Here is a 12351-nt window from a genome sequence, read left to right on the forward strand (position 1 = left end):
TGCGGGGCTCGCAAGCTCACTCCTCGCGCTTCACACATACCGGGCCTACTTCCGCAGCTTCGGGTCGAGGGCCTCGCGCATCGCCTCACCGAGCAGGGTGAAGCCGAGCGCGGTGATGATGATCGCGATCGCCGGGTAGATCGCCAGCGACGGCCGGATTCCGAGGTACTGCTGCGCGTCGGCGAGCATCACCCCCCACTCCGGCACGGCGGTGTCCGGGTTGCCGAGACCGAGGAAGGACAGCGCAGCGGCCTCGATGATCGCGGTGGCCAGGGTGAGCGTGGCCTGCACGATCACCGGGGCGAGCGAGTTCGGCACCACGTGGGTCAGCGCGATCTTCGACTTCTTCACGCCGAGCGAGGTGGCCGCGAGGACGTAGTCGCTGTTGGACTGGGAGATCATCGAGCCGCGCAGCAGCCGGGCGAAGACCGGCACCGAGACGACGCCGACCGCGATCATCACAGTGGTCAGGCTGGCCCCGAGCAGAGCGGCGATGCTCACCGCCAGCAGCAGGCTCGGCATCGCCAACAGCATGTCGACGAACCGCATCAGGGTGGTGTCGATCCAGCGTCCCCAGCGGCCACCGAGGCCCGCCGCGGCACCGGAGACACCACCGATCAACGCGCCGATCGCCAGACCGATCAGGGTGGAGACCACGCCGACCAGCAGGGTCTGCCGAGCACCGACGATCATCCGGCTGAACTCGTCGCGGCCCTGGTGGTCATAGCCGAACCAGTGGTCACCGTCGGGCCCCGGGATGACACCCGGCTTGATCAGCCCCTCCCGGATGCCGATCGTGTCGGTCGGCGCGTACGGCACGAGGAACGGTCCGATGACCGCGACCAGCACGAAGAGCGCCAGGATGACGGCACCGACGATCGCGGCCGGGTTGCCGCGCAGGCGGCGGAACGCCTCCTGCCAGAGGCTGACGCCCCGCTCGTCGTCGCGGGCGGCCAGCTCGGAGAGCCGGTCGATCTTTTCGCGCTTCTTGCCCGGGCTGAGTGTCATCGCACCCTCACCCTCGGGTCGATGAAGCTGTAGGAGAGGTCGACCAGGAGGTTCACCAGCACGTACACCACCGCGATGATCAGGATGAAGCCCATCAGCACCGGATAGTCGCGCTGGCCGATGGCCTCGGCGACGAAGGCTCCGATGCCACTGAAGGCGAAGACGGTCTCGGTCAGCACGGCGCCGGAGAGCAGACCGCCGGCGAGCAGACCGATCGAGGTGGCCACCGGCAGCATCGCGTTGCGCAGCACGTGCCGACGCCGGACGGTCTGCTCGGTGAGCCCCTTGGCCTCGGCGGTACGCACGAAGTCCTCGTTGAGCACTTCGAGCACGCTCGCCCGGGTGATCCGGACGATGATCGCCAGCGGGATGCTGGCCAACGCGATGCTGGGCAGCACGAGATGCCAGAGAGCGTCGGCCGCGGCGTCCCACTCGCGGGTCATGAGCCCGTCGAGGACGAAGAAGTTGGTGATCCGGGTGGCCCCGAGCGTCGGGTCCTGCCGGCCGCTGGAGGGGAACCAGTGCAGGTTCTCCGAGAAGATCGCCTTGAGCACGTAGCCCAGGAAGAAGACCGGGATGCAGATGCCGATCAGCGACCCGCCCACCGAGGCGTGGTCGAGGAACCGGCCGCGGCGACGGGCCGCCAGGTAGCCCAGCGGGATACCCACGCCGATCGCGATCACCATCGCGGTGATCGTCAGCTCGACGGTGCCGGGGAAGCGCTCGATGAACTCGGTGGTGACCGGTCGCTTGGTGGAGGTCGAGGTGCCCAGGTCGAGCTGGACCATCCGCCGCACGAACCGGCCGTACTGCACCAGGATGGGCTCGTCGAGGCCCATGTTGTGCCGGATGGCCGCACGCATCTCGGGCGTGCCGCGCTCACCGAGGATGGCGGTCTCGGGGCCTCCGGGCAGTCGCCGGAGCCAGATGAAGAGCAGGAGGGAGAGCCCGAACAGCGTGGGTATCAGCTGGAGCAGGCGTCTGACGATGAACCGGAACACGGCGGCCTCGAAGGGGTTGCGGAGGGTTACGGGCGGACGCTGTGTGCCAGCGCCCGCCCGCGTTCCTTGCCTTGGTGCAGAACCTACTTGAATTCGGCGGTTGCGTACCGCTCGTCAGTCAGCGGGCTCGCCTTGACGCCGGTCACGTCCTTGCCGAACACGATCGCCGGCGGGGAGTGCGAGATCGGCACACCCGGCAGGAAGTCCATGATGGACTTGTTCAGGGCCTTGTACTTCTCGGTCCGGGCCGCGATGTCGGCGGTGGTGTCCGCGTCCTTGAACTGGTCGAACAGGGCCTTGTTGTTGAAGCCCCACTCGTCCTTCGGCCGGTCGAAGAAGGTGCCGATGAAGTTGTAGGCGTCGCCGTAGTCGCCGGTCCAGCCCAGGAAGTGGATGTCGTGCTTGCTGCCGGACGTGGTGGCGTTCAGGTAGTCCGGGCTCCACTTCAGCGGGATCGCCTCGACGGTGATGCCGACCGCCTTCAGGTCCGCCGACAGCAGCTCGAAGATGTCCTTCGGGTTCGGCATGTACGGCCGGGTGACCTCGGTCGGGTAGTGGAACCGCAGGGTCAGGTTCGACGCGCCGGCCTCGGCCAGCAGAGCCTTCGCCTTCGCCGGGTCGTAGGTGTACTTGGTGACGTCACCGTTCCAGCCCTCGACCGTGTCCGGCATGAAGTTGTCGGCGACCTTCGCGCCCGGGGGCAGCTTCGAGTCGACCAGCTGCTGGCGGTTCAGCGCGTACGCGATGGCCTGCCGGACGCGGACGTCGGCGAGCTTCGGGTTGCCCTTCTGGTTGATCGCCAGGTAGAGCACGTTGAACGCCGGACGGGTGAGGACGTTGAAGCCCTCGCCCTTCAGCGGCTCGACGTCCGCCGGGCCGACCAGGTCGTAGCCCTGGATGTCGCCGGAGCGCAGCGCCTGCTTACGGGCGTTCTCGTCGGAGATCGTCTTGAAGATGAGCGTCTTCAGCTTGGCCTTGGCGCCCGCGTAGTCGTCGTTGCGCTCCAGGGTCAGCGTCTTGTTCGCGACGTCCCAGGACTTGAACTTGAACGGGCCGGTGCCGGTCGGGTGCGCCGTCGCGTACGCCGGGTACTTGATGTCGTCCGCCGTGCCACCCACGTTGCTGGCGTCGAACTCCTGGAGCGCCTTCGGGCTGTGGATGGAGAACGAGGGAAGCATCAGCGCGGCCGGGATCTTGCTGGACACCCGGGTGAACGCCAGGTCGACGGTGGTCGCGTCCTTGGCGGAGCAGGACTTGAAGAGACTCGGCGGGAGGTCCGCGTTCTCGTTCTTGGCGAAGCCGCCCATGACGTCCTGCCAGTACGCCGTCACGTCCGGGCTCTGCATGAGGCCCTTGGCGTTGTACCAGCGGTCGAAGTTGGCGCAGACCGCCTCGGCGTTGAAGTCGGTGCCGTCGTGGAACTTCACGCCGGACCGCAGCTTGAACGTCCAGGTGGTGCCGGCGGCGTCCGGGGTCCAGGACTCGGCCAGGCCGGGGGTGACCTTGGTGCCACCCTCCTCGGGCCGGACCAGGGTCTCGAAGACCTGACGCGCCACGCGCAGCGACTCACCGTCGCTGGCGAAGCTCGGGTCGAGCACCTTCGGGTCTCCGGCGACGCCGAAGACGAGGGTGTCCTTCTTGCTACCGCTGGAATTGTCGTCGCGGTTGCTCTCGGCGCAGCCTGCTACCGCGAGGGCCGCGACCGCGACGGCCGCGATGGCGACCTTCGGCCTGGGTGCACGCATGTGTGCTTCACCTCGTCCTTGGGGGTACGGACAACGTGGTGACAGGGGTCACCGATGGCGGTGACCATAGCTCTCGGGGCGTCCAGCCGGAAACCGTGGGATGGACTGTTGGTATCGGATCGTGCCTCAACCGCCGCTTGACAGAAGATTCGAAGGTGAAAGCGGGCCGCGACCGTGGATTCTGCACCCGCGATGCCAAACTGTTACGTCGAACAGGCCCGATAGGGGCCGAGGTGTCAGATCATTTCCGGGCACGTACGCGACGATGGCCGGCACCCGTGCGGGTGTCGGCCATCGTCGAATCTGGAAACTCAGACCGCCCGGCGGCCCTCGAAGGCCCTGCCCAGGGTGATCTCGTCGGCGTACTCGAGGTCGCCGCCGACCGGTAGGCCGCTGGCCAGCCGGGTCACCGCGAGGCCCATCGGCTTCACCATCAGCGCCAGGTAGGTGGCTGTCGCCTCGCCCTCGGTGTTGGGGTCGGTCGCCAGGATCAGCTCCCGCACCGTGCCGCTGCTCAACCGGGTCATCAACTCCCGGATACGCAGATTGTCCGGGCCGATGCCTTCCAGCGGATTGATCGCGCCGCCGAGCACGTGGTAGCGGCCCCGGAACTCACCGGTCCGCTCGACGGCCACCACGTCCTTGGGTTCCTCCACCACGCACAGCACCTCGTCGGTGCGGCGCGGATCGCGGCAGATCCGGCACTGCTCGGACTCCGCCACGTTGTAACAGGTCGTGCAGAAGCGCACCAGCTCCTTGACCTTGCGCAGCGCGCCGGCCAGCCGGTTGACGTCGGCCGGATCGGCCGAGAGGACGTGGAACGCGATCCGCTGGGCGCTCTTCGGGCCCACGCCCGGCAGTCGCCCCAGCTCGTCGATCAGATCCTGGATGGCACCTTCGTACATCTGCCGGCTCAGAAACCGGGCAGGCCGAGGCCGCCCATGCCGCCGGCGACCGGGCCCATCTTGCGCTCGGTCAACTCACGAGCCGCCTCGGCGGCGTTGTGCACGGCCGCCACCACCAGGTCTTCCAGCGTCTCCACGTCGTCCGGGTCGACGGCCTTCGGGTCGATCTTGATGGCCTTCAGCTCGCCGCCGCCGGAGACGGTCGCGGTGACCAGCCCTCCGCCGGCCGTGCCGGTCAGCTCGGCCTCGGCCAGCTCGGCCTGGGCGGCGGCGATCTGCTGCTGCATCTTCTGCGCCTGCTTCAGCATCTGCTGCATGTTCGGCTGTCCACCTGGGCGCACGGATGGCTCCTTCTCGCACTCGTCTGCTCGGCCGCCGACCAGCCTATCCGCTGGGACCGACGTCGCCGTGCCCGGTGCGTCCGCCCACGCCGAGGCCCGGGGCTCCTTCATCGCGGGTCGGGGACGCCGAGACTCAGAGCCGGTCGTACTGCTCGCGGACCAGGTACTCGACGACCGGCACGCTGCCCGGCGGGCCGCCGACCGCGCTGACGATCAGGACGATCTCGTGCCGGCCGGCGACGGCCCACACCCCGGTCCGCTCGGCATTCACGAAGGCCGCAGACCCCGGCACCTCGGCGAGCGGCGTCACCTCGCCGGGGGTCGCCCCCCCGCAGGTCGCCGTAGGAACGCTGGAACTGGTCCGCCGACCCCGCCGATCCGAACTGGAGCAGGGTGATCGACACGAGGGTGGCGTCCGGGCGGGTCCAGGCCGAGGCGGCCGCGTGAACCAGGTCGCCGCCCGTCTGCTCGGCGAGCAGGTGCGCTCGCGCCTCGGAGAGCGGCAGAACCCGACCCAGGTCGACCTGGTCTTCCGCCACGGCCGGCGTGGCAGGGGCCCAACCGGCGGGAGCCGCCACCACCAGCGCACCGAGGTCGGGGGTCTGGTCGTCGGCCGAGTCGATCGCCCGAAAGCTGACCGTGACGAGGAGGACTGCCACGCCGAGGACCGCCAGCACGCCGGCGATCGGCGCGGGGCGTCGCCACCAGGGCGCCTCCGGTCGGGTGTTCGGGCGGGAACCCTGCCAGACGAAGGGGGTCGAATCCGTCGCGGCAGGCTCATCCACGAATACGGCGGCAGCGGTCGGCGTCGCCGGTTCCGGTGCGGTAGGCGTCGCCGGCTCCGGCAGGGCCGTGACGGCGCGTACCAGCAACAGCACCCCGAACAGCGCGGACCAGACGCCACCAAGGAGGTCGGCGTCGGGATGATCGTGTGCCGGGAAACCGCTGACGTCGATGGCGGCCGTGGCCGGCAGAAGGGTGCCGACTCCCAGCACCACACCGAGCAGAATCGCGGCCAACCGCACACCGAACCGCCAGTGCGGCCGTACCCACGCCGCCACCAGCAGCACCAGCAGCAACGCCCACCCGACGTACAGCGGTTGCCAGTAGCCCGCGAGGTCGGTCAGCCCGAACGTCCGCGCCTCGGTCGAGGGCGCTCGGCCGAACAGCCGGTCCACGGCGAACCCGTTGGGACGCACCGTCACCCACGACATCGACCGCGCCGAGATCAACAGGATCAGGCCAGCGATCGCCAGCACCGCCGCCTTCGCGTGGTCACGGCCGAACCGGCTGCCGTCGGCTGCTTCCTCGGCAGTCGAGATGATCTTCACGGCGCACATCCTGACAGCGCACGGGGACACCGTCCACCCCGTCGAACCGCCTTCGAGGTACGGCTACCACTACCCCGAACCGGCGGTCTGCCGGTAGTGCGCCGGGCACCCTCGTACTGGTCTGCTCGACGGTATGAACCTCACCCGTAGTGGCCGCGTCGCCGCGCTCTGCTGGGCGGCGGCCGCACCGATCTTCCTCGTGGCAAGTCTGATCACCGGACTGCGGTGGCGCGAGCCGACCTACAGCTGGGCCACCCACAACATCAGCGACCTCGGCAACGTCCACTGCGGGACCTGGGACACCACCCGACCCCGGTTCGTCTGCTCGCCCTGGCATCCACTCATGAACGCCGCGATGCTGGCCACCGCCGTCCTGCTCGCCGCCGGGCTGCTGCTGACCTGGCGGCTCCTCGGCCGGGGCGGCATGGTGCGCTCGGCGCAGATCCTCCTGCTGCTGGCCACCGGCGGTTATGCGCTGGTGGCTCTCAATCCCGCCGACGTCGACGAGAACCGGCACGTCCTCGGCGCTTTCCTGATCATGAGCACGGGTAACGTCGGCCTACTCCTCGCCGGCTTCGCGCCGAACTCCACGGTGCTCGGCCGGTGGCGACGGCTCTCCCTCGCCGCCGGGCTCACCGCGCTGGTCGGGACCGTGCTGTTCGTCGCCCAGCAGGGCACCGGCATCGGGGTGGGCGGCATGGAACGAGTAGCCGTGCTGCCCTTCCCCCTCTGGGCCTGCTGCCTCGGAGTCCTCCTCGCCGAAACCCCCCACCCCCGCGATCTTGCACTTTCTGCGCCTGCATAAGGGGCATTCCACGCAGAAGGGCAACCGAAACTGCAAGATCGAGGAGAGTGGGGGGCTAGCGGGCGTCGATCTCGTTGATCTTCTCGGCGCCGAAGGTCTCGCGCAGTAGGCGTACCGCCTGCTCCTCGCTCGACTCCCGGGCGGTCTTCTCATCGATGATCTCGTCGAGCGGCTCGTCGCCCGGGTCGAACCCCTCAAGGGCCGGGGCCGGTGCAGCGCCGCCGGGTCGGCCGGCCCGCGCCGGGCCGTCGAAGTCCGGGTCGTAGGGCGGCTCGCCGGCCCATTCGGCGTCCGCGACAGGCCGGGTTGCCGCTCCGGTACGCGCACCGCGCCCCGCCGCCGCCGCGCGAGCCGCGGCGATGGCGCTGCTCACCGGGGCGCCACCGGCTGTCGCCGGCTGCCGTGTCGCAGGTGTCGAGTTACCCCGTCCGCCCGGCTTACCGCCGCCGGCCGCCGCGGGACCGCCCGAACCGCCTGGCCCGGCACCGTTCGCCCCAGCGCCGTTGGTGCTGACACCGCCGTTCGCGACGCTGCCGTTCGGGCCGGCGCCGTTGGTGCCGCTCCCGGTGGTGCCCCTGCTGTTCGGGCCGGTGCCGTTGGTGCCGCTCCCGGTGTTGCCGCTGCCGTTCGCGCCGGTCGAGGGCGGCACGGAGTGGGAGTTCGACTCGGTTCCGGCCAACGCGCCGCCGGGGCGGGCGGCCTCCGGCCAGTCCTCGTCGTCGGTAGCCTCGGAGACCGGGGCGGCACCGCCGGGGCGGGCCGCTTCCGGCCAGTCACCGTCGTCGTCCGCCGACGTGGCGGACGACGCTGCACCCTGCCCACCCGCTCCGTGACCACCGGAGCCCGCGCCGACACCGCCGGGCGAAGCCGAGCCGGACGCGCCGGTCGGGTTCACCGCGGTGGACAGCGCGGTCGTCGGACCGGCAGCAGCGGTCGAGGCGTTGGCCGCCGCACCCCCCGGAGCGACGGCGTTCGAGCCAGGCCCCGATTCTGCGCTGAGGTCTGCGGGATTCGAGCTTGGCGCGGGGTTCGAGCGCGACGCGGGATTAGAGCCGAACTCGGCGTTCGAGCCAGGCGCGTTCGAGCTGGGAGCAGCGGTCGAGCCAGGCCCGTTCGAGCTGGGAGCAGCGGTCGAGCTGGGCGCGTTCGAGCTGAGCGCATTCGAGCTGGGCGCATTCGAGCTGGGAGCGGGGTTCGAGCCAGGCCCGTTCGAGCTGGGAGCGGCGTTCGAGCTGGGCGCGTTCGAGCTGGGCCCAGTTGGCGGCGCGCTCGTCGGGGCGGCAGCCGGCGGCGTGGCGGGTCGGGCCGGTGCGGTGGGCTGGGAGCGCGGCGGGCCGGACAGCGACGTGCCGCCCCGCTCGCCGGCCACCTCGCAGCGGATCTGCCAACGCCCGCCCAACTCCTCGTAGAGCGCGTCGGTCAGCACCGCCGAGTGATCGGCCATCATCTTGGCCAGCACGGACGACTTCACGGTCAACACCAGCATGTCGCCGTCGAGTTCGCGGACCACCGCGTCACGCATCAGGGCGGCGATCCGCTTGTTGGTCCGGTTGACCTTGCCGACCACGTCGGGCCAGACCCGGCGCACCGCGACCGCGTCCAGCGCAGGGGCTGGCGCATCCGGGCGTGGTGGCGCGGGGGTCGCCGGGTCGGGCAGCACGGCCGACGGCGGTACCACCCGACGCGGGGTCGCCGAGCCGGTGCCCGGTCCGGCGGGCGAGACGGGCGCGGTCCGGTCAGCGGAAGTGGGGGCCGCCGTCGACGCGCCGGGCGACGCCGGGATCGGGGAGTCCGCACCCGAGGGCGCGTGCGAGCCTCGGACGCCCGAGGCGGCAGCGTCCGGGCCGGCAGCACCGGAGGCGGTCGTGCCGACAGCAGCCGAGCCGGCAACACCGGCAGCATCCGAGGCGGCCGAGCCTGGAGTACGTGCGGTTCGCGGGGCCGGGGACACCGTCGGGTCGACATCCCACGGCGGTGCGGAGGTCGGGGCATCGGCGGGTGCGGGGTGTGCGGCAGCCGGGACCGGAGGGGCGTGCTGTGGGCGTACCCCTGGGGTTGTCGCTGGCGCGGCGGCCGACGGCGCGTCGGTGCCGCCCAGGGTGAGCCGGCGTTCCATCCGTTCGAGGCGCTGGAGGAGGCCACCGGTGGAATCGTCCACGCCGGGGAGCAGCATCCGGGCGCAGATCAGCTCCAGCAGCAGCCGGGGCGCGGTGGTGCCGCGCATCTCCACCAGGCCGTCGTGGACGATGTCGGCGCAGCGGGAGAGCGTGCCCGGGCCGAGCTGGGCGGCCTGGGCGGCCATCCGCTCGATCTGGTCGGCGGGGCCGTCGATGAGGCCCTTCGTGGCGGCGTCCGGCACCTGCTGGATCACGATGAGGTCGCGCAGCCGTTCCAGCAGGTCGGAGGCGAACCGGCGCAGGTCGTGCCCGGCCTCGGCGACCCGGTCGACGGTGGCGTACGCGGCGGCGCCGTCCCCGGCGGCCAGCGCGTCGCACATCTCGTCGATCAGCGCGGCGTCGGTGACGCCGAGCAGCGCGGCGGCCCGGGCGTAGGTGACCCCCTCCTGCCCGGCGCCGGCGATGAGCTGGTCGAGCACCGAGAGGCTGTCCCGCATGCTGCCGCCACCGGCGCGCACCACCAGGGGGAAGACCGCCGGCTCGATGGTGACGCCCTCGGCCTGGGTGAGCTGTTCGAGGTACGGGCGCAGCACCTTCGGTGGGAACAACCGGAACGGGTAGTGGTGGGTCCGCGAGCGGATCGTGCCGAGGACCTTCTCCGGCTCGGTGGTGGCGAAGATGAACTTGACGTACTCCGGCGGCTCCTCGACCAGCTTGAGCAGGGCGTTGAAGCCCTGCGTCGAGACCATGTGCGCCTCGTCGATGATGTAGATCTTGAAGCGGCTGCGGGCCGGCGCGAAGAACGCCTTCTCGCGCAGCTCGCGGGCGTCGTCGACACCACCGTGGCTGGCTGCGTCGATCTCGATGACGTCGATCGAGCCGGCACCGTCGGTGGTCAGCGAGCGGCAGGACTCACACTTGCCGCACGGCTCGGGAGTGGGGCCCTGCTCGCAGTTGAGCGAACGGGCCAGGATGCGGGCGCTGGAGGTCTTGCCGCAGCCGCGTGGGCCGGAGAAGAGGTAGGCGTGGTTGAGCCGCCCGCTACGCAGGGCCTGCGACAACGGCTCGGTGACCTGCTCCTGGCCGATCATCTCGGCGAAGGTGCGCGGTCGGTACTTGCGGTAGAGCGCCAGCGTCACGCGTCCCGCCTCCTCTCGACCGAGCCATTCTGCGCCGGTCTGGCGCGGGTGACCACCCACCCCGCCGGGACGTCTGGGCCCACGGGCTTGATCGACTCGGCTTCCTGGAAATCGGGGTGTCCGCATGCCCGGGATGCCCCGACAGCACGGATGTCGGTGTGGATCGAGGCCCGGAGACAAAAAGGCCTCCCGTGCACCCGGCAGAGCTCGCTTATCCTTGCTGCCTTCCGGCCCTGGGGAGGTTCACGAGATACCGCCGCACGGGAGGTGACGCCAACCCTACCCGACGGCCCGTCGATCTTCAGGGGGTGGTGGGGTGTCCCGGTCGGCGGGGGCCTGTATCCTGGCTCGCGGAGGATTCGCCTAGAGGCCTAGGGCGCACGCTTGGAAAGCGTGTTGGGTTTACACCCTCACGAGTTCGAATCTCGTATCCTCCGCTCGTGGAGCATGATCGACGCCCGGCAGACCGATAACAGGTCGGCCGGGCGTCGTCGTTGTGGTGTCATCGATGCCGTGGCTGATTCGACCTGGCAGTGGGACGAGACCTTGTACGCCGGCAGCGCCCGGCACTACAGCGTCGGCCGGTGGCCGTACCCACCCGCAACCGCAGAGGCCATCGGCACCGCACTCGACCTGAACGGCACCGGCCGGCTCCTGGATGTGGGCTGCGGCCCCGGCTCGTTGACGCTGCTGCTCGCGCCCCTGTTCGAGACGGCGGTCGGGGTCGACGCCGACCGGGACATGCTCACCGAGGCACAGCGCCGGGCCGGCGAGGTCGGTGTCACGAACGTCGAGTGGCGGCACCTGCGGGCCGAGGAGTTGCCGGCCGACCTGGGTACGTTCCGGGTGGTCACCTTCGCCCAGTCGTACCACTGGATGGACCGACCGCTGGTGGCCCGGCGGGTCCGCGACATGCTCGCGCCCGACGGGGCGTGGGTCCACGTCGGCGCCAACACGCACCAGGGCGTGGCCGGCGACGACGATTTGCCATACCCGCGGCCGCCCTGGGCGGGGATCGACGAGCTGGTCGCGCGCTATCTGGGGCCGGTCCGTCGGGCTGGCCAGGGATCACTGCCCTCCGGCACCCCCGGCGGCGAGGGGGAGATCATGCTCGCGGCGGGATTCTCCGGTCCCGCCCGACTCACCGTGAAGCAGGGCATGGTCGTGCAACGGTCGGTGGACGAGGTCGTCGCGGCGGTGTTCTCCCTGTCCAGCTCAGCGCCGCACCTGTTCGGCGATCGACTCCCGGCGTTCGAGGCGGACCTGCGCGAGCTGTTGTCGGCAGCGACACGGCACGGTCTCTTCGCCGAGCGGCCACGCGATGTCGACATCGTGATCTGGCGACCCTGACGACATCGCGGCCATGATGGCGGCATGGGAAAACGTGCGCGGCGAGGCGCTGTCGCACCGGCAGTCGGTCGAGCTGATGACGGAAGTAGTGGCGGAATCATGGAGCTGATTGGCGCGCGGTGGCGCAAGAGCACCCGCAGCAGCGGCAACGGCGGCAACTGTGTCGAGGTCGCCGACAACCTGCCCGGTGTGGTCGGCGTACGGGATTCGAAGGACCCGACCGGCCCGGCGCTCGCCTTCGCGCCGGTGGCCTGGCGGGCGTTCGTGGCCCAGCTCGCCCGACACGCCTGACCGCACTGCGCACACACGTCGCTGTACTGCCGTCCCCTCGGGCGCTCCTCGTCGCTTCCCCTACCGGGGCAGGGGAAGCGACGGAAGACGGGGATCAGCGTCGTTGCATGCCGAACTGCGGCAGGGACTCCATCCGCAGCGGCTCGCGGACGTACAGCTTGCCGTCCGTGTCCACGCTGACCTCCATGGGCTCGGCGGAGAGACTGTCCGCGCCCGCGCGCTCGAACACCGCCTTCGAATCCACGACGACGTCGGCGCTGTCGTGGACGGCGAAGAGGTGGGTGGGGAGCCCGGAGCGGGACATGCGAGCGTAGATCT

At 70.5% G+C, this 12351-nt stretch carries 11 protein-coding genes, 1 tRNA gene, 1 other RNA gene and 1 pseudogene; 5 read left to right on the forward strand and 9 right to left on the reverse strand.

The genetic code is table 11. The annotated features are described in order from the left end of the window. Positions 1-45: 45 nt before the first annotated feature. The 6 genes from ABZV06_RS14795 to ABZV06_RS14820 form a co-directional block, all read right to left on the reverse strand. Entirely contained in the window at positions 46-1008 is a 963-nt protein-coding gene (locus ABZV06_RS14795) for an ABC transporter permease (protein WP_355238744.1), read from the reverse strand. Next, positions 1005-2009 carry an ABC transporter permease gene (locus ABZV06_RS14800; protein ID WP_355238747.1) on the reverse strand — a complete coding sequence of 335 codons (1005 nt, stop codon included), beginning with the start codon at positions 2007-2009 and terminating at the stop codon, positions 1005-1007. Before ABZV06_RS14800 ends, ABZV06_RS14795 begins: the two co-directional genes overlap by 4 nt. 83 nt (positions 2010-2092) lie before the next feature. Next, positions 2093-3754 carry an ABC transporter substrate-binding protein gene (locus ABZV06_RS14805; protein WP_355238750.1) on the reverse strand — a complete coding sequence of 554 codons (1662 nt, stop codon included), beginning with the start codon at positions 3752-3754 and terminating at the stop codon, positions 2093-2095. A gap of 311 nt (positions 3755-4065) precedes the next feature. Then, the gene (gene recR / locus ABZV06_RS14810) at positions 4066-4659 is read right to left on the reverse strand and encodes a recombination mediator RecR (RefSeq protein ID WP_355238753.1); all 594 of its coding nucleotides are present in this window, start codon (positions 4657-4659) and stop codon (positions 4066-4068) included. Positions 4660-4667: 8 nt separating this feature from the next. Beyond that, a complete protein-coding gene (locus ABZV06_RS14815; RefSeq protein WP_355238853.1) occupies positions 4668-4976 on the reverse strand; it encodes a YbaB/EbfC family nucleoid-associated protein in 309 nt (102 codons plus the stop codon). Between the two features lie 131 nt (positions 4977-5107). Beyond that, positions 5108-6331 (reverse strand): hypothetical protein, encoded by a 1224-nt coding sequence (locus tag ABZV06_RS14820; RefSeq protein WP_355621624.1) that lies wholly within the window; start codon positions 6329-6331, stop codon positions 5108-5110. Positions 6332-6464: 133 nt separating this feature from the next. On the opposite strand from ABZV06_RS14820, the gene ABZV06_RS14825 reads away from it, so the two are divergent. After that, entirely contained in the window at positions 6465-7136 is a 672-nt protein-coding gene (locus ABZV06_RS14825) for a DUF998 domain-containing protein (protein ID WP_355621627.1), read from the forward strand. Between the two features lie 55 nt (positions 7137-7191). Here ABZV06_RS14825 and ABZV06_RS14830 read toward each other — a convergent pair whose 3' ends face one another. After that, positions 7192-10392, reverse strand: a complete 3201-nt coding sequence (locus tag ABZV06_RS14830) for a DNA polymerase III subunit gamma and tau (protein WP_355621630.1) — start codon at positions 10390-10392, stop codon at positions 7192-7194. A 180-nt stretch (positions 10393-10572) separates the two neighbouring features. Continuing rightward, positions 10573-10662, reverse strand: an RNA gene (ffs, locus tag ABZV06_RS14835) — signal recognition particle sRNA small type. Between the two features lie 82 nt (positions 10663-10744). On the opposite strand from ffs, the gene ABZV06_RS14840 reads away from it, so the two are divergent. The 4 genes and pseudogenes from ABZV06_RS14840 to ABZV06_RS14855 all read left to right on the forward strand — a co-directional run bounded on the left by ABZV06_RS14840 (position 10745) and on the right by ABZV06_RS14855 (position 12033). After that, positions 10745-10829: transfer RNA gene (locus ABZV06_RS14840), tRNA-Ser, on the forward strand. A gap of 76 nt (positions 10830-10905) precedes the next feature. Then, positions 10906-11742, forward strand: a complete 837-nt coding sequence (locus ABZV06_RS14845; protein ID WP_355621632.1) for a class I SAM-dependent methyltransferase — start codon at positions 10906-10908, stop codon at positions 11740-11742. Next, a pseudogene (locus ABZV06_RS14850) lies at positions 11738-11851 on the forward strand (XRE family transcriptional regulator); the annotation flags it as partial. The gene ABZV06_RS14845 and the pseudogene ABZV06_RS14850, both read left to right, overlap by 5 nt. Continuing rightward, positions 11842-12033, forward strand: a complete 192-nt coding sequence (locus tag ABZV06_RS14855) for a DUF397 domain-containing protein (protein WP_355621635.1) — start codon at positions 11842-11844, stop codon at positions 12031-12033. The pseudogene ABZV06_RS14850 and the gene ABZV06_RS14855, both read left to right, overlap by 10 nt. A 94-nt stretch (positions 12034-12127) precedes the next feature. Here the strand turns inward: ABZV06_RS14855 and ABZV06_RS14860 are convergent, their stop codons facing one another. Further along, a complete protein-coding gene (locus tag ABZV06_RS14860; RefSeq protein WP_355238771.1) occupies positions 12128-12337 on the reverse strand; it encodes a hypothetical protein in 210 nt (69 codons plus the stop codon). Positions 12338-12351 lie beyond the last annotated feature (14 nt).

This window comes from Micromonospora sp. NPDC005172 (assembly GCF_040608555.1).
GTDB lineage: Bacteria > Actinomycetota > Actinomycetes > Mycobacteriales > Micromonosporaceae > Micromonospora.

What these genes read in the sequence shown, in the direction of transcription:
- ABZV06_RS14805 (WP_355238750.1), bottom strand. Translation starts at nt 3,754, where the DNA reads ATGCGTGCACCCAGGCCGAAGGTCGCCATCGCGGCCGTCGCGGTCGCG.
- ABZV06_RS14825 (WP_355621627.1), top strand. Translation starts at nt 6,465, where the DNA reads ATGAACCTCACCCGTAGTGGCCGCGTCGCCGCGCTCTGCTGGGCGGCG.
- ABZV06_RS14815 (WP_355238853.1), bottom strand. Translation starts at nt 4,976, where the DNA reads ATGCAGCAGATGCTGAAGCAGGCGCAGAAGATGCAGCAGCAGATCGCC.
- ABZV06_RS14855 (WP_355621635.1), top strand. Translation starts at nt 11,842, where the DNA reads ATGGAGCTGATTGGCGCGCGGTGGCGCAAGAGCACCCGCAGCAGCGGC.
- ABZV06_RS14795 (WP_355238744.1), bottom strand. Translation starts at nt 1,008, where the DNA reads ATGACACTCAGCCCGGGCAAGAAGCGCGAAAAGATCGACCGGCTCTCC.
- recR (WP_355238753.1), bottom strand. Translation starts at nt 4,659, where the DNA reads ATGTACGAAGGTGCCATCCAGGATCTGATCGACGAGCTGGGGCGACTG.
- ABZV06_RS14860 (WP_355238771.1), bottom strand. Translation starts at nt 12,337, where the DNA reads ATGTCCCGCTCCGGGCTCCCCACCCACCTCTTCGCCGTCCACGACAGC.